Raw genomic sequence first — 23,062 nt, forward strand, 5'->3', positions numbered from 1 at the left:
CTCCCCGACCGACATCTTCGCGTGTGACCACGGCTGACGGCAGGTCTCCTGGCTCGCGGGTCGATACCCTTCGTCGCCTTCCCAGGACCGAGATTCCCAGTGGCATATGACGAAAGATTCACCGCTTACAGTTGCGGGGGCAGCCGCGGCATTGGGGAAGCTTCCCCGCACCGCATTCCCTTTTGATCCCCACACTGGGGAACCGTCGCCGGTATCTAGAAGTTTGCCAGGCGAAGAGTCAATGCCACCGTTTGGCCACGTGTGCCGCGCGCCGCGGGTGCGCATTTTGTTCGCCGACGCGGCTTGTGCGCGGTCTCAATCATTGTATGAGCATGGGACCTGAGGCGACCAGGTCGCCGCCTTTAGGAAGATGGATGAGCATTCAGAACGTCATGGCGACGGCTGACATCGCGGCGCGGCGGCGCGCCGGCGTGATGGCGGCGCTCGTGATGCTCGTCGTGCTGCTGGTGTTGATCTCGCTCGGCGTTGGACCGGTGCGGCTGTCGCCCGTGAGCGTGATCGATGCCCTGTTCGGCGGCGGCAGCGACGTGCAGCAGGTGATCGTGCGGGAAATCCGGCTGCCGCGCACGATTCTCGGGTTCGCGATCGGCGCGATGCTTGGGCTGTCGGGCGCCGCCATGCAGGGATTGCTGCGCAATCCGCTGGCCGCGCCCGAATTGTTCGGCGCGCCGCAATCGGCCGCGTTCGGCGCCGTGCTGGTGATCGCGTTCGGCCTCGCCGACGTGCGCTCCTATGCGCTTCCGGTCGCGGCGATCGCGGCCGCCTTCGCGTCGGTCTTTGCGCTGCTCGCGATCGCGGGCCGCAATGCCGGGCTGTTGATTCTGATTCTGGCGGGGCTTGCGATCTCGAGCCTTGCGGGTGCCGCGACCGCACTGGTGATGAACCTGTCCAGCAATCCGTTCGTCGTGCTCGAAATCACGTTCTGGCTGCTCGGCTCGCTGGACGACCGCAGTTTGCGCCACGTCGTGTTGGCGCTGCCGTTCATCGTTGCGGGCGCCGTCATTCTCCTGAGCCAGCGCCACGCCTTTCGCGTGCTCAGCCTGGGCGAGGAAACCGCGCAAAGCCTCGGCGTCGATGTCGGCCGGCTCAGGCTGATGGTGATATCAGGCGTCGCACTCGGCGTCGGCGGCGCGGTGGCCGTATCCGGCAGCATCGGCTTTATCGGTCTGGTGGCGCCGCATCTGATGCGGCCTTTGCTCGGCCACGATCCGGCGCGGCTGCTGGTGCCGAGCGCGCTCACCGGCGCTGCGCTGCTGCTGGCTGCGGATATCGCCGTGCGCATCATCCCGTCGACCAGCGATATCAAGGTCGGCGTCCTGACCTCGATCATCGGCGTGCCGTTCTTCCTCTATCTGATCATGCGCGAACGCCGCGCGCTGTCGGGAGGCGTCGCATGACCGATGTCGCCCTCGTCACCGCGCAGGGGCTTGCCGTCAAGCTGGCCGGCCGTGTCGTGCTGCGCGATGTATCGCTGTCCCTGTCGTCCGGCCATCTGGTGGCGCTGGTGGGGCCGAACGGCGCCGGCAAGACCACGCTGCTGCGCGGCTTGGCGGGGCTGGTGCCTTCGGAGGGCGTCATCCATGTGCGCGGCGACGCCCTGTCGTCGCTGTCGTTGCGCGAACGTGCCCGGCGCTTTGCGTATCTGCCGCAGGGCCACCTCGTGCACTGGCCCCTGCCGGCGCGCGATATCGTCGCACTCGGCCGCTATCCCCATGGTGCGACTGACCCGGCGCGATTGACGGCGAAGGATGCGGAGGCCGTGTTGCGGGCGATGCAGGCGGCCGATGTCATGGAATTCAGCGAGCGCCGCGTCACGGAACTGTCCGGTGGCGAGCGCAGCCGCGTCGCGCTGGCCCGCGCGCTGGCCGTGGAAGCCCCGGTCATCCTGGCGGACGAGCCGGTATCCTCGCTCGACCCGCGGCACCAGCTCGACGTCATGAAAACGCTGCGGGCGGCGGCCGACACGGGTGCGCTGGTGATCGTTGTAACGCACGATCTCGGCCTTGCCGCGCGATTCGCCGATACCGTTCTGGTGCTGTCGGACGGTCGTCTGGTGTCGCAAGGCGTGCCCGCGGAAGCCTTGTCCGGGCAGGTGATGGCAGAGGTGTTCAGAATCAGCGCCTATCGCGCCGAGTTTCAGCGCGAGGCCGTGATCGTGCCCTGGGCGGAAATCTGAGGGGGCGATGCGCGGGCGCTTCCGATTCGTGTCGAGACCGATCGCCGTCGCAGCCCTCGCGATGGTTGGCCTGTCCGCGCCGACGCTCGCGGCCCCATTGCTGCGAATCGTCTCGATGAATGTCTGCACCGATCAGCTTTTGCTGCCGCTGGCGGACCCCACGCAAATCCTCGGACTCAGCCGGTTTTCGCGCGACGCCTGGCAATCCTGGGCGTCGCAAGACGCGCGCCGTTATCCGAGCCTGTCAGGCGGCGCCGAGGATGTGCTGGTGCTCAAGCCCGATGTCGTGGTCGTCAGCCAGTTCGACAAGCGCTCGACTCGGGAGCTTCTGAAGGCGCAGGGGTTGCACCTTGCCGAATTTTCGCTGCCGCGCAATCTCGACGAAGTTAAAGCGCAAATCCGCCAGATGGGCGAGGTCGTCCAGCACGGAGATCGCGCGGAAGCTGAAATCGCCCGGCTTGATGCGGCGATGGCGCGGGCACGCCGGGCGGTGGTGGAAAAGCACTATTCGGTGCTACCGGTGTCGCGGCGCGGCTGGGTGGCCGGCAGCGACAACCTGGTCAGTTCGCTGTTGAGCGAGACCGGGCTTTTCAACGCAGCCTCCGAACTCGGCGTCGGTGGCGGCGGTCTCGTCTCGCTCGAGGAAATCGTGAAGGCAAAGCCCGATTTTTTGCTGGTGTCGGAGGCCGGCGACCGCGCCGAGGATGACGGCAGCGCGTTTCTGCTGCATCCGGCGCTGGAGCGTTTCTATCCGCCTTCAAAGCGCATCGTGATTCCGGAGCGACTGACAGTGTGCGGCGGCATGATGCTGGCGGATGCGCTCGACGCGCTGGTGAGCGAGTTGTAGCGGGTCAGCCGTTAACGCGATCCGGCAAACTCTCTCGTCGTCCCTGCGAAAGCATGGACGACGGCTCGTTCGATCTCATCCCGTCAGCACCGGGCCGCCGGCCTTCTTCCAGGCGTCGATGCCGCCGGCGATATGCGCGGTGTTGGCAAGGCCTGCTTCCCTGGCGGCGGCGACCGCCATCGCGGAGCGCTCGCCGAAGGCGCAGAAGAACACGATGCGGCGGCCGGTTGCCGCGGCCACCTCGCGCAACATGCCGCCGGACTGCAGGTTTTCGCCGATCGCAGGATAGGGCGCGTGCAGCGCGCCCGGAAGCGTGCCGTGCTTGGCGCGCTCGCTGTTTTCGCGGAGATCGACCAGCAGAATGTCCGGCCGGCCGAGGCTGTCGATCGCCTCGCGGGCGGTGAACGAGAGGCCCTGCTTGGCGAGATCGTCCTGGTGCAGGCCGACATGCATGTTGGCCGGCACCGCCACATCCATCATCTTCGGATTGGGCAGCTTCAGATTGGCCATCAGCTCGATATATTCATCCACCGAGCGCACCTGCAGCCGCGGATTGAAGCGCTTCTCCTCGCCGATGGTGGAGACGGTGTCGCCTTTATAGTCATGGGCGGGAAATACCATGGTCTCCTCCGGCAGTTTCAATAGGCGGTTGAAGATGGAATCATACTGCTCCCGCGCGCTGCCGTTCTGGAAATCGGTGCGGCCGGTGCCGCGGATCAACAGCGTATCGCCGGTGAAGACGCGGTCGCCCATCAGGAAGCTGTAGGAATCGTCGGTATGGCCGGGCGTGTACATCACGTCGAGCGTGAGGCCCTCGATCGTCACCTTGTCGCCCTCGGCGACCCGCATCGCCACCACGTCGGCCTTGCTCTGTTCGCCCATGATGGTGACGCAATGGGTGCGGTCGCGCAGTTCGCCCAGGCCCGTGACGTGGTCGGCATGCAGATGGGTATCGACCGCCTTGACCAGCTTGAGATCGAGTTCGCGCAACAGCTGGCAGTAACGGTCGACCTTTTCGAGCACGGGATCGAGGATCAGCGCCTCGCCGCCGGCGCGGCTCGCCAGCAGATAGCTGTAGGTGCCCGAAACGCTGTCGAACAATTGGCGAAAGATCATGATCGGCGCTGCCTCGAAATCAAACTAAACGAAATTTTACGGCCGGACATAGCTCCAGCCCTGTTCCTGCAATTCCATCAGGTGGACAACGCCGGACGGGACGATGGTGGCGTCAGCCACGACCGAGATCGCGTGGCCCTCCGCCTTCTCCATGCCCTGCTTGGAGTTGTTGCAGGCCGAAAACTGGATCTTGCCGGGAAATACCATGTCCTTGAGCCGCCTGATGCGGTCCTCCACCGGCGAGGTGTCGGCGCGCAGCATGTGCAGGCCGGGGCCGCAGGTGACGATGTCGACGTCTTCGTTCTTGCCGCGATAATATTCGATGATGTTGTTGGCGTTGTTCAGCGCGAGATTCATCACCTGTGGATCGTTCTGGTCGACCTGGATGGCGATGTGGTGCGGCTTGCCGTCGGCGGCGAGGCCGGGTGAAGCAAACGCCATCGCAATCACGACCAGGGCCGCGCAACGCTGCAGAAAACCGCGCATGATGAAACTCCGTTATGGCCGAACCAATGTATAGCCGTTTTCCGTCAATGCCAGGATCTGCCCGACGCCGACCTGAACCGGGGTCGCGATGGGGATGATATCCGGCCGCTTGCCGGTTTCGCGTTCGATGGTGTCGACGGTGTTCAGGCAGACATCGAAGCGCACGCCTTGCGCGACCAGGCTTTCCACCAGCTTGCGGTTGGGGTTTTCGCTGCGCAGCAAGTCGATGCCGGGACCGAACGTCACCACCTCGATCGCGACCTTGTCGGGATCATACGCCTTCAGCAGATTGTAGGCGACGCTGATCACGAGACTTTGTTTCTTCGGATCATTGTCGGAAAGTTGCAGCGCGATGCGGTGCTCGGCGAAAGGCTTGTCTGGCAGCGTCGCCGGCTGGGCAAGGGCAGGCGAGATCGTTGCCGTCGCCAACGCCGCCATCACGGCGCCGCACAAGGCGTCGAGGGCCGAGCGTCGATGTCCGGCAAAATCTGTCATGGGTGTTCTGCGATCCCTGGATTGTCGTCGACACCCTTCAACGCGACACCGGTGCCGCGCGCCGCTGCCATTTTTCCGGACGCAAGGTGCTTGGCGAAGACGTCCCACACCGGCTTGCCCTGCTGTGCGTTGACCGAAGCCCATCCGGCCACCTTGTAGCTCTTGGTGGCCTCGAGCGGGCGGCTGTTGTCGAGCTTCAGGTCGGAAATCCGCCGCCCGACGCTTTCGGCCGGCGTGCAGGTATAGGTAAAACCGCCGACGCGAACCATGTCGCCGCCCTGCTGATGGTAGGGGTCGGCATTGAAGAGATTGTCGCAGACGTCCTCGAGGATATCCTTGATCTGGCTGCCGGTCATGGTCAGGATATAGGTTTCCGGATAGCTGATTGCGGTTTCCGTCAGCACGTCCTCCATCGTCATCGGCTGGCCTGGCAATATGCTGTTGCCCCAGCGAAAACCCGGCGACAGCGCGATCTCGGCGTCGAATTCGCTGCGCAGCGCGTCGCAGATCAATTGATCCACGGTGCCGCCGAAATTGCCGCGGCGATAGAGCAGCCGATCGGAGGTCGCGATCTTTTCGGCATAGGCCGCCGCATGAGGCGTGCGCATCTTTTCGATCAGCCCCGCCATCGCCGCGTCCGGCTTCAGCAATTCCGAGAACACCGGCAGCAGACGGTAGCGCGCGTCGGCGACCCGGCCCTTTGTCAGTTCGAGATCGAGCACGCCGAGAAATTTTCCGCTGGATCCGGCATTGGTGACGAGCGTTGAGCCGCCGGGATTGGTGACGGGGATCGGCTGCGGCACGGCGTCGTGGGTGTGGCCGCCCAGGATGACGTCGATGCCGGTGACGCGGCTTGCGAGCTTGAGATCGACGTCCATGCCGTTATGCGACAGCAGCACCACGGCATCGACCTTGTCGTTGCTCCGCAAGCCGTCGACCAGCTTCTGCAATTCCTCGTCGCGAATGCCGAACGTCCAGTCCGGCGTGAATCGCCTGGGATGCGCGATCGGCACATAGGGAAACGCCTGCCCGATCACCGCGACACGGTAGCCGCCGATTTCCTTGATGGTGGCCGGCTTGAAGACACGCCCGGAGGCGGGATCGAATGCCTTGGCGTCGTTGAAGGCGGCTTCCTCCGTGAGGAAGACGTTCTGCGCCAGGAATTCGCCCTTGAAGCGCTCGAGATTGGCGCGCAGCGCCGCCTCGCCATAGGTGAATTCCCAGTGCCCGGTCATCGCCTCGATGCCGAGCAGGTTGGCGGCCTCCACCATGTCGGAGCCCTGCATGGTGTTGGCGAGCCCGGTGCCCTGCCAGAGGTCGCCGCCATCGAGCAGCAGCGAGCGGCCTTGTCCGGCGTCGCTGCGCAGCCGGTCGATCAGGGTCTTCAGATGCGCGAAGCCGCCGAGCCTGCCGAACCGGGCGGCGGACTTCTCGAAATCGAGAAAGGTGAACGCATAGGCGTCGGCACTGTCGGGCGCGATGCCGAAGCGCTCCAGAAAGGCGCGGCCGACCAGATGCGGCGGCTTGCCGGCCATCGCGCCGATTCCGAGATTGACGCTGGGCTCGCGAAAATACACCGGCAACAGCTGCGCATGGGTGTCGGTCATGTGCAGGATGCGCACATTGCCGAACCGTTCGAAATCGTAGACGCTGACGTTGTCGGCGGCGCGCGCGAATCGCGGCAGTGCCGGCGAGAGCGCTGCGGCGCCCGCAAGGGCAATAAATTCCCGGCGGCGGATGGTCATGCGAGTTCTCTCCGCCTTCAAAAGGGACGCTAGCGAATTTCGAGCGCTTTCCAGGCTTCTTTTTCGCTGGTCGCCTGATATGTCGAGGCTTTTGCCAATGCTTCGGCTTCCTTCGACGACGCGACGGCCGCGTCGAAGTCGCCCTTGTCGGCGGACTTTTTCGCATCCGCCAAGGCCGCCGCCGTCGTGGTCCATTGATTGCGCAAGGCGGCCGCCTCCTTGTTGGCGGCTTCGGCCGCGGCATAGGCGGCCTTGAAATCGGCTTCGGAGCTTGCGGCCAGCGCCGACGTCACGCCTGCGATCAGCATAATTGCGGCCAGCGCGAGGGCGGATTTTGGCATGTTACCTCTCATGGCCGCGCTCCCGGGCCGGAGATCGGCAGGCCGTTGCTGACATAGGACAGGTAATATTCGAGATCGCGGTACTCGTCGGACTGCGGCTCCAGCGGCACGCCGCGAATCTGGCTGTTGCAGGTGGTGAACCGCCGGCTGGTCGTACCCATGCCGCCCCATTCGGAGCGGTAGATCGGCATCGCATTCAGTATCCCGAGCGCGGGCGCCAGCACTTCGGCGCGAATCCGCTCGCCCGGATTCTGCACATGGCAGCTCGCGCAGGAGAAATTGAGCTGGCCGCGCCGCGTGTAGAAATAGCGCTTGCCGTTTTGATAGGCCTCGAGCGCGCGGGGATCGCCGGGGATCTTGATGTCGAACGGCTTGCCGCGCGAGGTGAAGGCCATATAGGCCGTCAGTGCCGCCATTTCGTCCTTCACATAGGAGAACGGCGCCTCGCCATTGGCCTCGCGGCAACGGTTCAGCGCCAGCTCGAGCGTGACGACCTTGCCTTCCTTCTCGTCGAAGTAAGGATAGTTCTGCCGGATGCCGATGCCCTGATTGGGGAAGCAATCCGCATAGCTCTTGCCGTTCTTGAACGGTTTCGCAAACATCTCCTTGCCCAGATCGAGCGAGAAATCGTAGGGCGGGAACTGTTCCTTCTCTTCCCATTGCCGGTGCATGTCCTCGTTCATAGAGTATGGACCGTTGACGAAATCATCCAGCTTCAGCTTGGGAAACTTCTCGGTGAAGAATTTCTGGAACGCCTTGGCGTCGGCGACCGGGTCGGGCGTGTCGGCGGCAATTGCGAACTGCACGGCGCCAAACGAGAGCGCTGCCAACGCGAGAGCGGCTGAGGCCAATTGGATCGCAGATCGCACGTTCATTTCTCCGCTCACAATGCGTCAAGACAACCTAGCCGAACGCCTTTACTGAATTTTCGCCGTGGTGGTATCGCTGGCGCCCTTGTTGTCGACCCAGCTGATCTTCAGGTCGTCGCCCTTCTTGCCGCCCTTGAAACTGAACTTGAGGTAGGGGTCCTTGGAGACCGCCGGTCCCCAGTTGGCGAGAAACACGTTCTTGCCGTCATATTCGAAGGTCAGCTGCTGGATGAAGCGCGGCGGAATCAGATCGCCCTTGGCGTCCTTGACATAGCCGGAATCCATCGGGTGCTGGATCAGCGCCTGGACTTCGGTGGTCTCTCCGCTCGAGGTCGCGCGCACGCGAATGGTCGATGCCATCGTAATTCTCCTTCAGTCATAATTTTGCGCATGATCTTGTCGGAAAACCGGTGCCCACTTTGCACTTACGTGGCCCTCCGGGTCCGGATCATGCGCGCTAGCCGCCGCAGCCTCCGACGGTGACTTTGACTTCCTTGCTGGTGCTGTAAAGCTTGCCACCGGCCTCGACGATCGCGATGACGTTGGTGGTCTTTGCCATTTTCAGGCGACTGGCGACGCTCGGCAGGGTGCCGGCCGGAATCTGGTAGGACGCCGCCAGCGCGTTGGGGTTTTCCGCGACCAGAATGGCGATCGAGGTGACGTCCGCAAGCGTCGAACTCACCGAGATCGGAACCACCGCGCCGTTCTCGGCGATCTCCGGCGCGTCCATCTTGACCTTGTCCGACGCTTCGGCGGTCTTGCCGTAGAGCGCCTTGACGGCGTCCGCGTCGCTCTTCTGCCTGAAGGCGTCCTCCGGATATTTATCGTTGGCCGCGGCAAAGGCCGGCACAAGGCTGAACGGAAGGTTGCCGAGGCCGATCAGCGCCACGGTTGTCGCGCCTTTCAGGATCAGGCGCCGCGTCGCCGGGAAGCCGTCGTGAGTGGTCGTCATTCTATTCTCCTCAAAGGCGGCTCGCCGTCAGAGCGTCTGCAGGAAATCCACCACCGCGTTGATCTCCTGTTCGGTCAACATCCGGTTTCGTCCGAACGGAGGCATCACGGTCTGCGGGTTGCGCTTGGTTTCATCGGTGACGATCGCGACGAGGTCGTTGCGATCCGGATATTTGCTTTTGATATTCTTCAGTTCCGGCCCGATGGTGCCGGGAAGGTCGCCACCCTTGATGACGTGGCAGGTCAGGCAATTGCCCTTGCCGCGATCGAAGGCGAGTTTCTGGCCGTCGGAAGCCGCGGACTGCGCCAGCGCGGGGCCTGCCGAGGCCAGCACGCCGATCGTCAGCGCCAGCGCGGCAATCAGGACAGGCCTGGTCGAGGGATGGTTGATCACGGCGTTTCCAGCGGGTTCTATTTCGGTTGCATGGTGTCGAGCGGCCCGGTCGTGCGTGGCGTCAGGCCGTCGCCTTCGGCCGTCGAGCTGATCTTGACGCCGGCGGGGTCGACACATGCGTTCATGCACGGCCTGGAAATTGTATCAGGTCTTGGGTCGGTCCAGATGAAATTGTCGCGGTTGGGCATTTTGACTTTCGGCAAACTGTCGCGGTCGGCAACGAAGTCATTGGAAACGAGGTCGTTGAGGTTCAGAATATAGGCTGTCAAAGCATAAACGTCATCCGCAGACAATGTGTGCGGGGCGGGCATCGGCATGGCGCGGTTAATGTAATCGAACAATGTCGGCGCAAACGGCCAATAGCTGCCGACCGTGAGCTCCGGACGGTCGTTTTTGAGCGTCCCGGCGCCGCCCACGAGTTTGGGAAAGCGGCCTTCGCCCTCGCCGAAAGTTCCATGACAGGCGGCGCATTGGTCGGCAAATACCTCGGTGCCCCGCTCAACCCCGCCTTTTCCGGGCGGCAGGCCAGTGCCATCGTCGCCGCGCGCGTCGATATCCCAGCCGGCGATCTGCGCGGGCGTGGCGGTCTTGCCGTAGCCGAAATGCCCGGGCTCCGCCGCGCCTGCGAAGCTGCCGAAAGCAGCGATCACGCCAGCGCCGAGCAGCAGGGAAAGTTTACGCGAGCTGCACATCGAATACGCTCCCGTCCGGCTTGACCTGCCAGGTCTGGATCGAATTATTGTGATAGACCGAATTCGAGCCGCGTTGCTTGCGCAGCGCCGCGATCGTCGGTTGAACGTAGCCGGTTTCATCGATCACCCGCGATTCCAGCAGCGCCGGCTGGCCATCCCACTGCCACGCAAACGTGAATTTCGTCAGCGCTTTTGACAGCACCGGCTCATGCAGCCGCGCGCTCTGCCAGTTGACGCCGCCGTCAGTGGAGATGTCGACCCGCTTGACCTTGCCGTTGCCGGTCCACGCCAGTCCCCTGATTTCATAAAGACCCGGACCGGCCAGCGGCTTTTCCGGGCAGGGGAAGGTGATGACGGATTTGGCGTCGATCAGCCAGGTGAAGCCACGCGAGGTGCCGTCCGGCATCAGATCGGTGTATTTCGAGGTCTCTTCGCGGGAGAACCAGGGCTTGTCGCCGAGTTTGATGCGCCGCAGCCATTTGATGTTGACGTTGCCTTCCCAGCCCGGCACCACCAGTCGCAGCGGATAGCCTTGCTCCGGTCGCAGCGCCTCGCCGTTCTGCGCGTAGACCACGAGGCAGTCGTCCAGGCATTTGTCGAGCGGCAGGCTGCGGTTCATATGCGCGCCGTCGGCGCCCTCGACCAGCACCCATTTTGCCTCTTTCTTGATTCCGACCTCTTCCAGCAGCGTCGACAGCCGAACGCCGGTCCATTCGGCGCAGGAGATCATGCCGTGATTGAACTGCAGCGAATTGACCTGCGCGGCGCGCCATTCCATGCCGCCATTGGCCGGGCATTCGATGAAGTGGATCCGCGTCACCTGCGGAAAACGTACGATGTCCTTCATGGTGAGGATCAGCGGACGATCGACCAGGCCGTGGATCATCAGCCGGTGCTGATCCGGATCGACGTCCGGCCGTCCGGCGTGATGGCGCTCGAAGAACAGGCCGTTCGGGGTGATGATGCCGTGCAGATCCTGCAGCGGCGAAAAGCTGACGGACGATTCGGTGCCGGCGGTGAGCCACGGCACGTTGCGCCGGATCACGCCGGCCTCGAAGTCGGCGGGCCGGCCATAGGGCCGGTCCACCACGCCGGGGCCGAGCGATTGCGACCATGGCGGATCCGCCGGGGGAGACGCCGGCGCGGGTTCGGCGTTGCCTGATCTTACGCCCAGCGCGAGGCCGCCGGTCAGCGCGGCGCCCAAGCCCAGAACCGAACGCCGGCCAAGCCGCGGCGCGGTGCCGGCAGCGCTTGGTAGAACGGTCATGCTGCGCAGGAGGTCGGATCGCACGTTTTCTTCCCCTCGCGGCCTTGTTGCCGCGTCATTCATTCTTTTTTGCAGGGCTATCGACATTTGCTAATTTAGTCAATGCTAAATAAGAGCCGGCGCGGTAATGTGATGAAAATGGGCGCCGGCGCCGCGCAGGCCAATTCGGAAAAGCAAGCGATGAGAGCAGTTGCGACAGCGACGAGGATGGCCGCCGAAACCGGCGCCGACGACGCGGCGGCATTGAAGAAACTGGCAAAACAGGCCGGCGAAGCCGCGCAGTTGCTGAAGCTGCTCGGCAACGAGAAGCGTCTGCTGGTACTTTGCTTTCTTGCCGCGCGCGGTGAGATGACGGTGGGCGAACTCGTCGGCGTGGCAAAACTCAGCCAGTCCGCGCTGTCGCAGCATCTGGCGCGCCTGCGCGCCGACGGGCTGGTGACGTTCCGCCGGACCTCGCAAACCCTGCACTACCGCATCGCCGACAAGCGGGCGCTCCGCATCATCCAGGTGCTCAAGGAAATCTACTGCGGAACCATCAAGTGAAGCGACTTCTTGTCGCAGCCCTGCTCGCCGTATGCGCAGGCTTTGCGGCTGACGCGCAGACCGTTTCGCCTTATCCGCCCCTGACGATTCCGCTGAAGATCGATCAGGTTCCGGGCAAGCCGGTCTGGTACTCGACCGGGAATCCCGGCATTCCCGGCAAGGACAATGAAGGCAATACCTCCAACGCTGGATTTGTCGTCACCTCCGACGGGGTCGTGGTGTTCGATGCGCTGGGCACGCCGAGCCTCGGCTGGGCGCTGCTGCAGGAAATCCGCAAAGTCACCGACAGGAAACTCCGATACGTGGTCCTGAGCCATTATCACGCCGATCACATCTACGGGCTGCAGGCGTTCAGGGATCACAGCGACGCCACCATCGTGGCGCAGGAACGCTCGGGCGAATACCGGGACAATGAAGAGACCGCCGACGAGAAGGCGAACCAGCGCCTCGAACAGCGGCGCGGTGCATTGTTTCCGTGGGTCGATGCCAATACCCGCGTGATCCCGCCGGACGTCACTATCAGCGAGCGCATGACGATTGCGCTCGGCGACCGGCGGCTGACGCTGCTCTATGCGGGGCCTGCGCATTCCTCCAGCGACATCATGATGATGGTCGAGCCGGACGGCGTGCTGTTCGCCGGCGATATCGTGCAGAACGCTCGCATCCCCTTCATGAACAGCGATGATGTCTCCACCACGCAATGGCTCCGCGCGCTCGACGAGGTGGCAAAGCTCGACCCGAAATTCATCATTCCCGGCCATGGCCGGACGTCGACGGAAGCCAGGCAGGCGATCGCCTTCACCCGCGACTACATCCAGTATCTGCGGAACAAGATGACCGCGGCGGTGCAGAACTGGACCGATTTCGATGTCGCCTATGAACATGCCGACTGGTCGAAATACCGGGATATGCCGGCGTTTGCGAGCAACAACCGCGGCAATGCCTACCGGATTTATCTGGAACTCGAGCAATCCCAGTTCAAAGCTGATAAACCCTGACCGACAGACTTTTCGCATCAGGCGGGGCTGATATGGCTGACTATGTCGTGGAATTCGGCAAGGACGGCCGGCGGGTCGAACCCGACGGCCGTCTCGACGCGCCGGCCTTTCACCGCAACCATCAGGCGATCCGCGCGGTTTTATTGCGGTTCCTCGCCGATAAATCGGGCGACGTGGTCGAGGCCGGCAGCGGCACCGGCCAGCATGTGGTCGATTTCGCCCGTCAGATGCCCGGCATGACCTGGTGGCCGAGCGATTACAACGAACAGCATCTCAAGAGCATCGCGGCGTGGCGCGCGTATGCGGAACTGCCGAACATCCGCCCGCCGCTGCGGATCGACCTGTCCGATCCGGCGTGGTGCCCCGAGATGCATGACGGCAGCGGACCGAAAAACCTTGAGGCGGTGTTCTGCGCCAATGTGATTCACATCGCGCCGTGGCGGGTCGCGCAAGGCCTGTTCGCCGGCGCCGGGCGCTATCTGCCCGCGGACGGGCGGCTGTTCCTGTATGGGCCGTTCAAGCGCGACGGCAAGCACACCGCCATCAGCAATGCGGTGTTCGACACCAGTCTGCGCGAGGGCAACCCCGAATGGGGCGTGCGCGATGTCGAGGCGCTGGAGAAGCTGGCTGCTGGCGCCGGCCTCGCGCTTGTCGAAATCGCCGAGATGCCCGCCAACAATCTGATTCTGGTGTTCGAGCGCAAGCCTGCCGACTGAGCTGCGGGTTACGCTGCCCGGTCCGGCCAGCCAATCTTGTTCCTCAGGAACGTATAGCCGAGCGCGGTGAAAGCGGCCCGCTCCTTGTTGTCCTTGCCATAGCCGTGACCGCCGGCCGCGGGCTCGTAAAAATAGGCTTCATATCCCATCGCCTGCAGCTTGGCTGCCATCTTGCGGGCGTGGCCGGGATGGACGCGGTCGTCCCGCCGTGTGGTGGCGATCAGGATCGGCGGATATTTCTGACCGGGTCTTGCGGTGTGGTAGGCAGAATAGGTTTGCAGCCAGGCCCACTCTTCCGGTTTGTCTGGATCGCCGTATTCGGCGATCCAGCTTGCGCCTGCGAGAAGCTTCGTATAGCGGCGCATGTCGATCAGCGGAATCGTGCAGAACAGCGCGCCGAAGCGTTCGGGATAGCGCGTCAGCATGTTGGAGATCAGGATGCCGCCGTTCGATCCGCCCTCCGCGGCGATCCGGTCCGGCCGCGTCACGCCACGCCACACGAGGTCGGCGGCGACCGCGGCAAAATCGTCATGCGCAAGCCGCTTCCCGGCAAAGCGGCCGGCGTCATGCCAGCGCGTGCCGTACTCGCCGCCGCCTCGGATATTGGCCTGGACGCAGGTGCCACCGCGCTCCAGCCACAGCTTGCCGAGCGCTGAATTATAGTAAGGGCGCACCGCAAGACCGAAGCCGCCGTAAGCGTTCATATAGACTGGCGCATACCCGGTTTCCGCAGCAGGTCCGGTTTGCACATACGGAATGCGTTCGCCGTCGATCGAAATGGCCTCGTGCTGGGTGATCACGAGGCCGTCCGAGGCGAACGTCCGCGGTGCCTGTTTCAGCAGCGTTGGGCTTTCGAAGCCCTCGATCAGCATCAATGAGGACGGCGTCAGCGGATCCTGGATGTTGGCAAGCAGGTCGCCATTGCTTTCGGATTCGTAGGTGTCGAGCCGCCAGACGTCGACGACGCCGATCTCGGGCAGTCCGGGCAGCGTGGTGCGGGCCCAGCCACTTGTTGATGGTGTCAGGACCTCGAATAGCGGCCGCAATTCGTCAAGAACCGACAATACCAATCTGCCGGCACTCCAGAAGAAACCCTGCAGCGCGCGCCGCGGTCCCGGTTCGAAAACAATACTGAAATTGCGATCACCCTTGATAAAGGCCGAAAGCGAAATGCCGAGGACGAGGTCGGGCGCGAAGCTCCGGCCGCCGATTGTCCACTCCGTTCTTAATTTGACGGCGAGCCAGTCGCGATGGGCCTCCAGCCAGATGTCGGACGGAAGATCGAGTTTTGTTTGGGCCCCGGTTTCGTCGCCAAGCCAGATGTGATGATTGAAGAAGTCGAGCCGCTCGACGAACCATACTCTTGGAACTGCGCCGGTCCTGTCGATGTCCGAGTATACCGCCATGTTGTTGGCGGCCGTCTCGAAAACCACCGGCGCCATATTCGCGTCCATGCCGCGCCGCCACAGACGCACGGTTCTGGCGTAACCGGACGTCGTCGCCAATCCCTCGCCAAATGCGCTTGAAAGCAACAGCGTGTCGGCATCGATCCAGTTGGCGCCGCTTTTGGCTTCCGGCAATGCGAAACCACCGGCGACGAACGTCTTGGTCTCGATGTCGAACTCGCGTAACGTGACGGCGTCGCTGCCGCCGCGCGAAAGAGCCAGGATCCCGCGCGGATCGGCTCCTCCCGGCAGCGTCTGGACCCAGCTCAAAATCCAGTCCTGGCCCTCTTCAAGGGCGAGCTTGTCCACATCCAGCAGGATCTCCCATTCCGGGTTCGGCCGCCGAAATTCCTCAAGGGTCGTTCGTCGCCAGAGGCCACGCGGATTTTTCGCGTCCTTCCAGATGTTGTAGAGGAAGCCGCCGCGCCGCGTGACGTAAGGGATGTTGTCCGGCCGGTCATAGATCGCCGCCAGCGTGTCGCGATCGGTAATGAATCCGGCGCCGCCGAATTTTTGCAGCGTCAGCCTGTTTTGCTGCTCGACAAAATCAAGCGCGCGGTCGCCCTCTATTTCCTCCAGCCACAGATACGGATCGTCATCGGGGGCGGCAGTCGTAGGCCTGTCGTCGATCGGCATGGTTTTAAACCCCACGGCTGCCGTTCCATCGTCAGGAAAACCGCATGAAAGGCAGGCTTTCAATTTACGCGGCTGCCTCGGCCCTGTCCAATGTGCCGTGTTCGCATGGCCCGCGCCCGTTTGCGTCGGTTGATCGGGCGAAATCCCCGCTCCATAGTGCCGCGAATCGTGGGGCCAGGCTCAACCGGCCGCATTCGGGCGGAAACCTGAGATGATCGACGTCACCGCAGCCGACGAGATGTCCGACGATGCCCGCGCCCGCTCCAACGTGCTGCGGCTGGCGGCGGCGCAGGCGCTGACCGGCGCCAACTCGGCCGTGATCTTTGCCACCGGCTCGATCGTCGGCGCGACGCTGGCGCCGGATATCTCGCTCGCGACCGTGCCGCTCTCGATGTACGTGCTGGGGCTAGCCGCCGGCACCTTGCCGACCGGCGCCATCTCGCGCGCCTATGGCCGTCGCACCGCGTTCATCATCGGCACCGGCTGCGGCGTAGCGACCGGCCTGCTCGGGGCGTTCGCCATTCTTCACGCATCATTTGCGCTGTTCTGCTGTGCGACCTTTCTCGGCGGACTCTATGGCTCGGTGTCGCAGTCCTATCGCTTCGCTGCCGCCGATGGCGCCAGCGCCGCGTTCCGTCCCAAGGCGGTGTCGTGGGTGATGGCCGGCGGCGTGTTCGCCGGCGTGCTCGGACCGCAGCTCGTGCAGTGGACCATGGACATCTGGCCACCATATCTGTTCGCCTTCTCCTTCGTCGTGCAGGCGGGGGTCGCGCTGGTGGCGATGGCGGTGCTCTGGGGCGTCGATGCGCCGAAGCCAGCGCCGTCGGATCTTCACGGCGGCCGGCCGCTGTTCGAGATCGTGCGGCAGCCGCGCTTCATCGCGGCCGCGATCTGTGGCGTCGTTTCCTATCCAATGATGAATCTGGTGATGACGTCGGCGCCGCTGGCGATGAAGATCTGCGGGCTTTCCGTCAGCGATTCCAATTTCGGCATCCAGTGGCATATCGTGGCGATGTACGGGCCGAGTTTTTTCACAGGCTCGCTGATCGCGCGGTTCGGCGCGCCGAAGGTGGTCGCGACCGGCCTGTTGCTCGAGGCGGCCGCCGCGACCATTGGCCTTTCCGACATCACCGCGCTGCATTTCTGGGCTACCCTGATCGTGCTCGGGATGGGCTGGAACCTCGGCTTCGTCGGTGCTTCCGCGCTGGTGCTGGAGACGCACCGGCCGCAGGAGCGCAACAAGGTCCAGGCTTTCAACGATTTCCTGGTGTTCGGCATGATGGCGATCGGCTCGTTCTCCTCCGGGCAGCTGCTGGCGAATTTCGGCTGGTCGGCGGTCAACATGGTGGTGTATCCGCCGGTGCTGCTGGGGCTGACGGTGCTGGCCTTTGCGTCTTTCGCCCGGCGGCGCCGGGTGAGGTTGCAGACGCTGTCCGAATTTCCCGATCCGAGCATCTGATCGGATCGGCCCCTGAGCCATGGAGGATTCATGCCGACGCGCGAACGCCTGAATGAATTTATCGCGGTCGTTGAGTCCGGCGATCACGCCGGCGCCATCGAGCGCTATTACACCGAGGATTCCAGCATGCAGGAAAACGCCGCAGCCCCACGCCTCGGCCGCGACGTGCTGGTCGCCCATGAGCGGGCCGTGCTGGCGCGCATGTCGCAGGTCTATTCCAAGGCGATGTCCTCGGTTGTCGAGGGCGACCGCGTCACCATCCACTGGAACTTCGAATTGACCGACAAAACCGGACAAGTGCGCCGGTTCGACGAGGTGGCACTGCAGGAGTGGCGCGGCGACAGGATCTTTCGCGAGCGGTTTTTCTACGATCCGTCGACGGTGAAGGCCTGACGACGATGGCTTGACACTTCGACGTGACTCGAAGCATCACGCCTGCGCTTCTGCTAACTATTATCGTCATGGCCGGGCAAAAGCGCGAAGCGCGTCTTCGCGCTAGATGCCCCGGCCATCCACGTCTCAAGCTCCCATCGAGAAGAAAGAACGTGGATGCCTGACACAAGGCCGGGCATGACGGCGCAAAGACCAGAGAGACGAACCTTGGACGCGTCCAATCATGCCGCGATCGACGAAACCTCTGCCCGTTACGACGGCTGGCGGATCGTCGCGGTGTGCTTTTTGGTGGCGACCTTCGGCTGGGGGCTCGGATTCTACGGCCAGAGCGTCTATCTCGCCGAGCTGCATCGCCTGCACGGTTGGCCGGCCTCGCTGATCTCCTCGGGCACGACGTTCTTCTACCTGTTCGGCGCAGTGCTGGTCGCCTTTGTCAGCGAGGCAATGCGGGCGCTCGGCCCGCGCAACTGCCTGCTGGCCGGTATCTGTGCGATGGCGGCGGCCGCCGTGATGATGGGGCAGGTGGATTCGCCCTGGCAGCTTTATCTTGCAAACGGGCTGTTGGCATTCGGCTGGGCCGGCACCAGCCTTGGCGTCATCACCAATACGCTCGGTCTCTGGTTCGACAGGAAGCGCGGCATGGCGATCAGCCTCGCGCTCAACGGCGCCAGTTTTGGCGGCATCGTCGGCGTGCCGCTGCTGGTGATCGCAATCGGGCATTTCGGGTTTCCCGGCGCCATGATCGCGGCGGCGACTGCGATGCTGGTATCGCTGATTCCGGTGATCCTGATCTTTGTCGGGCGGCCGCCCCAGCTTGCGAGCCTCGCCGCGGGATCGCCGGCCGCCGAGGCGCCTTCCGCCGCGCGCATCCGCGCACAGGCGTTGCGCGACCTCGGATTCCTGACGGTGTCGATCGCGTTCGCGCTGGTGCTGTTCGCGCAGGTCGGCTTCATCGTCCATCTGATTTCGTTTCTCGATCCGCTGATCGGCCGAAACAGCGCCGCGACCGCGGTGGCGCTGTTGACGGCGATGGCGGTGGTCGGGCGGGTGCTGTTCTCGACCGTGATCGACCGGCTCAACCAGCGGCTGGCCTCGGCGATCTCGTTTGCAAGCCAGGCGCTGGCGCTCGTCATCATCATCAACTCGCGCAACGACGTCGTGCTGATCGCGGCGTGCGCGCTGTTCGGATTTTCGGTTGGCAATCTGATCACGCTTCCGTCGCTGATCGTGCAGCGCGAGTTCGATCCGCGTTCGTTCGGCGTGCTGATCAGCCTGATCACGGCGATCAACCAGGTCACCTATGCGTTCGGCCCGGGTGTCATCGGGCTATTGCGCGATGCGTCGGGAAGTTATGCGCTGCCGTTCTACGGCTGCATCGGGCTGCAACTGATGGCGGCAGTGTTGATCATGGTGCGGGGGCCGAAAGGCGTGTAGCCCGGTTGGAGCCAACGGGTCGGCGCGAAGCGCCGCCCGATGACAGGCTCCGCGCAATCCGGGGCCGGTCCTTCGTTCATCCCGGATTTTGCTTCGCTCCATCCGGGCTACGATTCTACGCTACTCGCTGCCGCAGCAGATCCTCGAGATCGAGCCGGCGGGTAAACATCGCCAGCGATCCGTCGTCCTTGCGTGGCCATTGCTCTTTCGGCCGGTCCCAGTACAGCTCGACGCCGTTCTCGTCGGGGTCGCGCAGATAAAGCGCCTCGCTGACGCCGTGGTCGCTGGCGCCGTCGAGCGGAATGCCGGCCTGGATCAGCCGGTGCAGCGCGTCGGCCAGCGCGGGCCGCGTCGGATAAACGATCGCGGTGTGAAACAGCCCCGTGGTTCCCGGCGGCGGCGGATGGCCGCCTTTGCTTTCCCAGGTGTTGAGCCCGATGTGATGGTGATAGCCGCCGGCCGAAATGAACGCCGCGCCGGAGCTCAGCCGCTGCGTCACCTCGAAACCGAGCACGCCGCAGTAGAACCCCAGCGCGCGATCGAGATCGGCCACCTTGAGATGAACATGCCCGATCCGGGTGCCGGCGATGATGGGTGGGTTGTCGGGCATGATGTTTCTCCGCTTGGGCTTCTTCACCTCGCCCGCTTGCGGGGAGAGGTCGGATTTTAAGCGTAGCTTAAAATCCGGGTGAAGGGGTACCGGTCTGTCGTGAGGCTCAACTTGTTGAGAGAGCCCCTCACCCCAGCCCTCTCCCCGTGAAGAACGGGGAGAGGGAGAAGTCCGCAGCGGCGTTCACGCCAGCTCGGAAATCTCTCCGGCCGGCAGATCGAATTCGAACGTATTTAGTGTCATCGACACCATGGTGTAATAGCCGCACAGTCCGATGATCTCGACCAGTCCGCGCTCGGTGAGCACTTTCACAGCCTCGTCGTACAATGTCTTCGCAATTCCGTGGCCCTCATGCAGCGATTTTGAGACATCGTAGATCATCTGGCCCGTCGGATCGTCGAAGCGCGGCGCGCGGCGGTCCCTGATGTCGTCGATGATCTTCGGATCTAATCCGCCTTTCAGCGCCAGCCGCTTGTGGGCGTACCATTCATAGTGCGAGGTCCAGTGCCGCGCGGTGACGAGAATGGCGATCTCCGACAGTTTGGCCGGAAAGATCGTGTCGAAGCGCAGCACGGCGCCGAGGCGGGTGGCGTGGCGCGCCATCTCCGGGCTGTTGAGCCAGGCCATCATCGGCGGCGGCGGAGCGCCGCGCTTGCCCGCGATCGACTCGTCGTAGGTTTGTTTCTGGTCCTCGTTCATTTCGCCAGGCGAAAGCAACTTCAGCCGCATCTCTGTTTCCTCTTGTTTTTCAATCATTATCGACTTTGCGAATACACCCGATCAAGGGTCATTGCCACCGCCGCGGCTGCATGGGCTCAAGCAGAGACATATTGAATTCCGCAATGCGATGGCTAAGGTCGATCCGGAAATCACGCATCAATCGCCGGGTAACCGGCTGTACTCCCAGGAAACGCCGATGTCCGATCTGGAAACATTTCGCAGCGAAACCCGCGCATGGCTGGAGGCCAATTGCCCGCCGGAGATGCGGCGGCCGATGGCCTCGGAAGCGGACACCTTCTGGGGCGGCCGCAATACAAAATTCTCCTCGGAGCCGCAGCGCGTCTGGTTCGAGCGGATGCGCGACAAGGGCTGGACCGTGCCGCACTGGCCGAAGGAATATGGCGGCGGCGGCCTCGATCCGGAACAGACAAAGATCGTGCGGCAGGAGATGGCCGCGATCGGGGCGCGGCAGCCCCTGACCTCGTTCGGCATTTCCATGCTCGGGCCGGCGCTGTTGAAATACGGCACCGAGGCGCAGAAGAAAGAGCACCTGCCGAAGATCACCGCCGGATTGATTCGCTGGTGCCAGGGCTATTCCGAACCGAATGCCGGATCCGACCTCGCTTCGCTGCAGACCCGCGCCGAAAGCGACGGCGACGATTTTGTCATTACCGGTCAGAAAATCTGGACCTCCTACGCCAATTACGCCGACTGGATTTTTTGTCTGGTCCGCACCGACGCGTCCGCGAAAAAGCACGACGGCATCAGTTTCATCCTGTTCGACATGACCTCGAAGGGCGTCTCGACCAAGCCGATCCTACTGATCTCCGGCTACTCTCCGTTCTGCGAGACCTTCTTCGACAATGTGCGGGTGCCGAAATCCCATGTGGTCGGCACCGTCAATCGCGGCTGGGATGTCGCCAAATATCTGCTGCAGCACGAGCGCGCGATGATCTCCGGCATGGGCGAGCGCGGCGTCGGCCGGCCGCTCGGGCAGGTCGCCGCCGACTCCGTTGGCACCGACCTGCAGGGCCGACTGGAAGATCCCATCCTGCGCGGCCAGATCGCGAGTTTCGAGATCGACGAAGCGGCGCTGGCCTGCGCCGCCGAGCGCGCGGTCGACCTCGCCAAGGCAGGTCAGGCGCATCCGGCGTTTACCTCGGCGATGAAATATTACGGCACAGAGCTCAACAAGCGCCGCTACGAGATCCTGATGTCGGCGGGCGGCATCGACGCGCTGGAATGGGAAAGCGAGCGCTCCAGGGGCGGTGCGAGGCCGCGCGCGTGGCTGCGCACCAAGGCCAACTCGATCGAGGGCGGCACCTCCGAGGTGATGCTCGGCATCGTGGCGAAACGAATCCTCGATCTGCCGGGGGCTTGAGGCTCCCGCGCCGTCATTCCGGGGCGCGCGAAGCGCGAACCTCAGATGTGCAATTGCACATCGGGGAATCTCGAGGTTCCGGGTTCGACGCTTGGCGTCGCCCCGGAACGACAACTTCAAATTACTTCGTTCCAAACGTCTCTGACTCGGAAAACCACAAATGGCCCTCGTCCTCACCGAAGAACAATCCATGCTGCGCGACAGCGCGCGCGGTCTCATCAGCGACAAGGCGCCGGTGTCGCATCTGCGGCAGCTGCGCGATACCAAGGACGCAAGCGGGTTTTCCCGCGAACTCTGGAAGACCTTCGCCGAGATGGGATTTTCCGGCCTGCTGGTGCCGGAGGAATTCGGCGGCTCAGGACTCGGCTGTGTCGAAGCCGGCGTGGTGATGGAGGAAATCGGCCGCACCTTGATGCCGTCGCCGTTTCTCTCGACCGCCGTGCTGGCGGCGTCCGCGCTGGCGCGCGGCGGCAATGCCGCGCAGAAAACCGAGCACCTGCCCAAAATCGTCGACGGTTCGCTGCTTGCCGCACTCGCGATCGACGAAGGGGCAAAACATCGCCCCTTGCACACAACCATGCAGGCAGTGCGGTCCGGCAATGGTTTTAGGCTGAACGGCGACAAGGCGTTTGTGGTCGACGGGCACACGGCTGGTCTCGTCATCGTCGCGGCCCGCAGTGCGGGCGCTGCCGGCGAGCGCAACGGATTGACGCTGTTCCTGGTGGATCCCAGGACAAAGGGCGTCGAGACCGAACGCACCGCGATGGTGGACTCGCACAACGCGGCGCGAATAAAATTCGATGATGTCGAGGTCAACGCCGATGGCGTGCTCGGCGAGGTCGACCAGGGGTTTGCGCTGCTGGAAGGCGTGCTCAATATCGGCCGCGGCGCGGTCGCCTCCGAAATGGTGGGTCTATCCGAGGAAGTGTTCGGACGCACCGTCAGGTACCTGAAGGAGCGCAAGCAGTTCGGCAAACTGATCGGCGAATTCCAGGCGCTGCAGCACCGCGCCGCCCAGCTCTATATCGACATCGAGATCACCCGCGCCGCGGTGCTGAAGGCCCTGCAGACGCTGGATGCCGATTTTGCCAATGCTGGCGCGGCGGTCGCGGTCGCGAAGGCGCGCGCGGGAACGACGGCGACGCTGGCCGTCCAGGAAGGCGTGCAGATGCACGGCGGCATGGGCATGACCGACCAGTTCGACATCGGCTTCTTCATGAAGCGCGCGAGGGTGTGCCAGGAACTGTTCGGCGATGCCAATTTCCACGCCGATCAGCTGGCGCGGATGAAGAGCTATTGAGAACGGATTTACCGACGACGGCTCATA

The 23,062-nt window shown here is 63.6% G+C and carries 25 protein-coding genes and 1 riboswitch; of the genes, 11 read left to right on the forward strand and 14 right to left on the reverse strand.

The window, feature by feature from the left end; translation table 11 throughout:
• Positions 1 to 21: 21 nt before the first annotated feature.
• Positions 22 to 222: riboswitch (cobalamin riboswitch) on the reverse strand.
• A 170-nt stretch (positions 223 to 392) separates the two neighbouring features.
• From B5525_RS13125 to B5525_RS13135, 3 genes are all read left to right on the forward strand, one after another.
• Positions 393 to 1,418 (forward strand): iron ABC transporter permease, encoded by a 1,026-nt coding sequence (locus tag B5525_RS13125; protein WP_079573300.1) that lies wholly within the window; start codon positions 393 to 395, stop codon positions 1,416 to 1,418.
• Complete coding sequence (locus B5525_RS13130) at positions 1,415 to 2,197, forward strand: ABC transporter ATP-binding protein (protein WP_079566388.1); 783 nt, start codon at positions 1,415 to 1,417, stop codon at positions 2,195 to 2,197. Before B5525_RS13125 ends, B5525_RS13130 begins: the two co-directional genes overlap by 4 nt.
• Before the next feature lie 61 nt (positions 2,198 to 2,258).
• Positions 2,259 to 3,044 (forward strand): ABC transporter substrate-binding protein, encoded by a 786-nt coding sequence (locus B5525_RS13135; RefSeq protein WP_154073820.1) that lies wholly within the window; start codon positions 2,259 to 2,261, stop codon positions 3,042 to 3,044.
• A gap of 75 nt (positions 3,045 to 3,119) precedes the next feature.
• On the opposite strand, the gene B5525_RS13140 is transcribed toward B5525_RS13135, so the two are convergent.
• The 11 genes from B5525_RS13140 to soxC all read right to left on the reverse strand — a co-directional run bounded on the left by B5525_RS13140 (position 3,120) and on the right by soxC (position 11,400).
• Complete coding sequence (locus tag B5525_RS13140) at positions 3,120 to 4,160, reverse strand: MBL fold metallo-hydrolase (RefSeq protein WP_079566390.1); 1,041 nt, start codon at positions 4,158 to 4,160, stop codon at positions 3,120 to 3,122.
• Positions 4,161 to 4,196: 36 nt separating this feature from the next.
• Positions 4,197 to 4,646 carry a DsrE family protein gene (locus B5525_RS13145; protein ID WP_079566391.1) on the reverse strand — a complete coding sequence of 150 codons (450 nt, stop codon included), beginning with the start codon at positions 4,644 to 4,646 and terminating at the stop codon, positions 4,197 to 4,199.
• 12 nt (positions 4,647 to 4,658) lie between these two features.
• On the reverse strand, positions 4,659 to 5,084 hold the full coding sequence (locus B5525_RS13150; RefSeq protein ID WP_079573302.1) for a hypothetical protein: 426 nt from the start codon (positions 5,082 to 5,084) through the stop codon (positions 4,659 to 4,661).
• 53 nt (positions 5,085 to 5,137) lie between these two features.
• Positions 5,138 to 6,886, reverse strand: coding sequence for a thiosulfohydrolase SoxB (soxB, locus tag B5525_RS13155; protein ID WP_079566392.1), 1,749 nt, complete (start codon positions 6,884 to 6,886; stop codon positions 5,138 to 5,140).
• 29 nt (positions 6,887 to 6,915) lie between these two features.
• Positions 6,916 to 7,227 (reverse strand): hypothetical protein, encoded by a 312-nt coding sequence (locus B5525_RS13160; RefSeq protein WP_079566393.1) that lies wholly within the window; start codon positions 7,225 to 7,227, stop codon positions 6,916 to 6,918.
• A gap of 8 nt (positions 7,228 to 7,235) precedes the next feature.
• Positions 7,236 to 8,102: a sulfur oxidation c-type cytochrome SoxA gene (soxA, locus tag B5525_RS13165; RefSeq protein ID WP_079566394.1), complete on the reverse strand. Its 867-nt coding sequence runs from the start codon at positions 8,100 to 8,102 to the stop codon at positions 7,236 to 7,238.
• 42 nt (positions 8,103 to 8,144) lie between these two features.
• A complete protein-coding gene (gene soxZ / locus B5525_RS13170; protein ID WP_079566395.1) occupies positions 8,145 to 8,456 on the reverse strand; it encodes a thiosulfate oxidation carrier complex protein SoxZ in 312 nt (103 codons plus the stop codon).
• A gap of 97 nt (positions 8,457 to 8,553) precedes the next feature.
• The gene (soxY, locus tag B5525_RS13175) at positions 8,554 to 9,048 is read right to left on the reverse strand and encodes a thiosulfate oxidation carrier protein SoxY (RefSeq protein WP_079566396.1); all 495 of its coding nucleotides are present in this window, start codon (positions 9,046 to 9,048) and stop codon (positions 8,554 to 8,556) included.
• 27 nt (positions 9,049 to 9,075) lie between these two features.
• Entirely contained in the window at positions 9,076 to 9,411 is a 336-nt protein-coding gene (gene soxX, locus B5525_RS13180) for a sulfur oxidation c-type cytochrome SoxX (protein ID WP_425305310.1), read from the reverse strand.
• Between the two features lie 47 nt (positions 9,412 to 9,458).
• Positions 9,459 to 10,133: a c-type cytochrome gene (locus tag B5525_RS13185; protein ID WP_079566398.1), complete on the reverse strand. Its 675-nt coding sequence runs from the start codon at positions 10,131 to 10,133 to the stop codon at positions 9,459 to 9,461.
• Positions 10,117 to 11,400 (reverse strand): sulfite dehydrogenase, encoded by a 1,284-nt coding sequence (gene soxC, locus B5525_RS13190; protein ID WP_079566399.1) that lies wholly within the window; start codon positions 11,398 to 11,400, stop codon positions 10,117 to 10,119. The genes B5525_RS13185 and soxC overlap by 17 nt, the downstream gene beginning before the upstream one ends.
• Positions 11,401 to 11,607: 207 nt before the next feature.
• Between soxC and B5525_RS13195 the strand changes: the two genes are divergently transcribed.
• From B5525_RS13195 to B5525_RS13205, 3 genes are read left to right on the forward strand one after another with little or no spacing between them, the layout of a single operon-like run.
• Positions 11,608 to 11,943 carry an ArsR/SmtB family transcription factor gene (locus B5525_RS13195; RefSeq protein WP_079573304.1) on the forward strand — a complete coding sequence of 112 codons (336 nt, stop codon included), beginning with the start codon at positions 11,608 to 11,610 and terminating at the stop codon, positions 11,941 to 11,943.
• Entirely contained in the window at positions 11,940 to 12,941 is a 1,002-nt protein-coding gene (locus tag B5525_RS13200) for an MBL fold metallo-hydrolase (RefSeq protein ID WP_079566400.1), read from the forward strand. Before B5525_RS13195 ends, B5525_RS13200 begins: the two co-directional genes overlap by 4 nt.
• A 32-nt stretch (positions 12,942 to 12,973) precedes the next feature.
• Positions 12,974 to 13,657: a DUF938 domain-containing protein gene (locus tag B5525_RS13205; RefSeq protein WP_079566401.1), complete on the forward strand. Its 684-nt coding sequence runs from the start codon at positions 12,974 to 12,976 to the stop codon at positions 13,655 to 13,657.
• 8 nt (positions 13,658 to 13,665) lie between these two features.
• On the opposite strand, the gene B5525_RS13210 is transcribed toward B5525_RS13205, so the two are convergent.
• On the reverse strand, positions 13,666 to 15,738 hold the full coding sequence (locus tag B5525_RS13210) for a prolyl oligopeptidase family serine peptidase (protein ID WP_079566402.1): 2,073 nt from the start codon (positions 15,736 to 15,738) through the stop codon (positions 13,666 to 13,668).
• Between the two features lie 211 nt (positions 15,739 to 15,949).
• On the opposite strand from B5525_RS13210, the gene B5525_RS13215 reads away from it, so the two are divergent.
• From B5525_RS13215 to B5525_RS13225, 3 genes are all read left to right on the forward strand, one after another.
• The gene (locus tag B5525_RS13215) at positions 15,950 to 17,197 is read left to right on the forward strand and encodes an MFS transporter (protein WP_079566403.1); all 1,248 of its coding nucleotides are present in this window, start codon (positions 15,950 to 15,952) and stop codon (positions 17,195 to 17,197) included.
• Positions 17,198 to 17,227: 30 nt separating this feature from the next.
• Positions 17,228 to 17,590, forward strand: a complete 363-nt coding sequence (locus B5525_RS13220) for a nuclear transport factor 2 family protein (RefSeq protein WP_079566404.1) — start codon at positions 17,228 to 17,230, stop codon at positions 17,588 to 17,590.
• Between the two features lie 177 nt (positions 17,591 to 17,767).
• Positions 17,768 to 19,024, forward strand: a complete 1,257-nt coding sequence (locus B5525_RS13225) for an MFS transporter (RefSeq protein WP_172900106.1) — start codon at positions 17,768 to 17,770, stop codon at positions 19,022 to 19,024.
• Between the two features lie 115 nt (positions 19,025 to 19,139).
• Here the strand turns inward: B5525_RS13225 and B5525_RS13230 are convergent, their stop codons facing one another.
• Both B5525_RS13230 and B5525_RS13235 read right to left on the reverse strand, forming a co-directional pair.
• Positions 19,140 to 19,634: a VOC family protein gene (locus B5525_RS13230; RefSeq protein ID WP_079573306.1), complete on the reverse strand. Its 495-nt coding sequence runs from the start codon at positions 19,632 to 19,634 to the stop codon at positions 19,140 to 19,142.
• A 183-nt stretch (positions 19,635 to 19,817) separates the two neighbouring features.
• Positions 19,818 to 20,363, reverse strand: a complete 546-nt coding sequence (locus tag B5525_RS13235) for a carboxymuconolactone decarboxylase family protein (protein WP_079573308.1) — start codon at positions 20,361 to 20,363, stop codon at positions 19,818 to 19,820.
• A 187-nt stretch (positions 20,364 to 20,550) separates the two neighbouring features.
• Here B5525_RS13235 and B5525_RS13240 point away from each other — a divergent pair, with 187 nt between their 5' ends.
• Both B5525_RS13240 and B5525_RS13245 read left to right on the forward strand, forming a co-directional pair.
• Positions 20,551 to 21,735: an acyl-CoA dehydrogenase family protein gene (locus B5525_RS13240; protein ID WP_079573310.1), complete on the forward strand. Its 1,185-nt coding sequence runs from the start codon at positions 20,551 to 20,553 to the stop codon at positions 21,733 to 21,735.
• Between the two features lie 160 nt (positions 21,736 to 21,895).
• Entirely contained in the window at positions 21,896 to 23,035 is a 1,140-nt protein-coding gene (locus B5525_RS13245; protein ID WP_079566406.1) for an acyl-CoA dehydrogenase family protein, read from the forward strand.
• Positions 23,036 to 23,062: the final 27 nt, after the last annotated feature.

The organism is Bradyrhizobium erythrophlei, assembly GCF_900129505.1.
GTDB classification, from domain to species: Bacteria; Pseudomonadota; Alphaproteobacteria; order Rhizobiales; family Xanthobacteraceae; genus Bradyrhizobium; species Bradyrhizobium erythrophlei_D.

What these genes read in the sequence shown, in the direction of transcription:
- B5525_RS13245 (WP_079566406.1), top strand. Translation starts at nt 21,896, where the DNA reads ATGGCCCTCGTCCTCACCGAAGAACAATCCATGCTGCGCGACAGCGCG.
- B5525_RS13225 (WP_172900106.1), top strand. Translation starts at nt 17,768, where the DNA reads ATGACGGCGCAAAGACCAGAGAGACGAACCTTGGACGCGTCCAATCAT.
- soxA (WP_079566394.1), bottom strand. Translation starts at nt 8,102, where the DNA reads ATGAACGTGCGATCTGCGATCCAATTGGCCTCAGCCGCTCTCGCGTTG.
- B5525_RS13235 (WP_079573308.1), bottom strand. Translation starts at nt 20,363, where the DNA reads ATGCGGCTGAAGTTGCTTTCGCCTGGCGAAATGAACGAGGACCAGAAA.
- B5525_RS13230 (WP_079573306.1), bottom strand. Translation starts at nt 19,634, where the DNA reads ATGCCCGACAACCCACCCATCATCGCCGGCACCCGGATCGGGCATGTT.
- soxZ (WP_079566395.1), bottom strand. Translation starts at nt 8,456, where the DNA reads ATGGCATCGACCATTCGCGTGCGCGCGACCTCGAGCGGAGAGACCACC.
- B5525_RS13150 (WP_079573302.1), bottom strand. Translation starts at nt 5,084, where the DNA reads ATGGCGGCGTTGGCGACGGCAACGATCTCGCCTGCCCTTGCCCAGCCG.
- B5525_RS13220 (WP_079566404.1), top strand. Translation starts at nt 17,228, where the DNA reads ATGCCGACGCGCGAACGCCTGAATGAATTTATCGCGGTCGTTGAGTCC.
- soxB (WP_079566392.1), bottom strand. Translation starts at nt 6,886, where the DNA reads ATGACCATCCGCCGCCGGGAATTTATTGCCCTTGCGGGCGCCGCAGCG.
- B5525_RS13240 (WP_079573310.1), top strand. Translation starts at nt 20,551, where the DNA reads ATGTCCGATCTGGAAACATTTCGCAGCGAAACCCGCGCATGGCTGGAG.
- B5525_RS13160 (WP_079566393.1), bottom strand. Translation starts at nt 7,227, where the DNA reads ATGCCAAAATCCGCCCTCGCGCTGGCCGCAATTATGCTGATCGCAGGC.
- soxY (WP_079566396.1), bottom strand. Translation starts at nt 9,048, where the DNA reads ATGACGACCACTCACGACGGCTTCCCGGCGACGCGGCGCCTGATCCTG.
- B5525_RS13205 (WP_079566401.1), top strand. Translation starts at nt 12,974, where the DNA reads ATGGCTGACTATGTCGTGGAATTCGGCAAGGACGGCCGGCGGGTCGAA.
- B5525_RS13125 (WP_079573300.1), top strand. Translation starts at nt 393, where the DNA reads ATGGCGACGGCTGACATCGCGGCGCGGCGGCGCGCCGGCGTGATGGCG.
- B5525_RS13215 (WP_079566403.1), top strand. Translation starts at nt 15,950, where the DNA reads ATGATCGACGTCACCGCAGCCGACGAGATGTCCGACGATGCCCGCGCC.
- B5525_RS13210 (WP_079566402.1), bottom strand. Translation starts at nt 15,738, where the DNA reads ATGCCGATCGACGACAGGCCTACGACTGCCGCCCCCGATGACGATCCG.
- soxC (WP_079566399.1), bottom strand. Translation starts at nt 11,400, where the DNA reads ATGACCGTTCTACCAAGCGCTGCCGGCACCGCGCCGCGGCTTGGCCGG.
- B5525_RS13135 (WP_154073820.1), top strand. Translation starts at nt 2,259, where the DNA reads ATGGTTGGCCTGTCCGCGCCGACGCTCGCGGCCCCATTGCTGCGAATC.
- B5525_RS13140 (WP_079566390.1), bottom strand. Translation starts at nt 4,160, where the DNA reads ATGATCTTTCGCCAATTGTTCGACAGCGTTTCGGGCACCTACAGCTAT.
- B5525_RS13185 (WP_079566398.1), bottom strand. Translation starts at nt 10,133, where the DNA reads ATGTGCAGCTCGCGTAAACTTTCCCTGCTGCTCGGCGCTGGCGTGATC.
- B5525_RS13195 (WP_079573304.1), top strand. Translation starts at nt 11,608, where the DNA reads ATGGCCGCCGAAACCGGCGCCGACGACGCGGCGGCATTGAAGAAACTG.
- B5525_RS13130 (WP_079566388.1), top strand. Translation starts at nt 1,415, where the DNA reads ATGACCGATGTCGCCCTCGTCACCGCGCAGGGGCTTGCCGTCAAGCTG.
- B5525_RS13145 (WP_079566391.1), bottom strand. Translation starts at nt 4,646, where the DNA reads ATGCGCGGTTTTCTGCAGCGTTGCGCGGCCCTGGTCGTGATTGCGATG.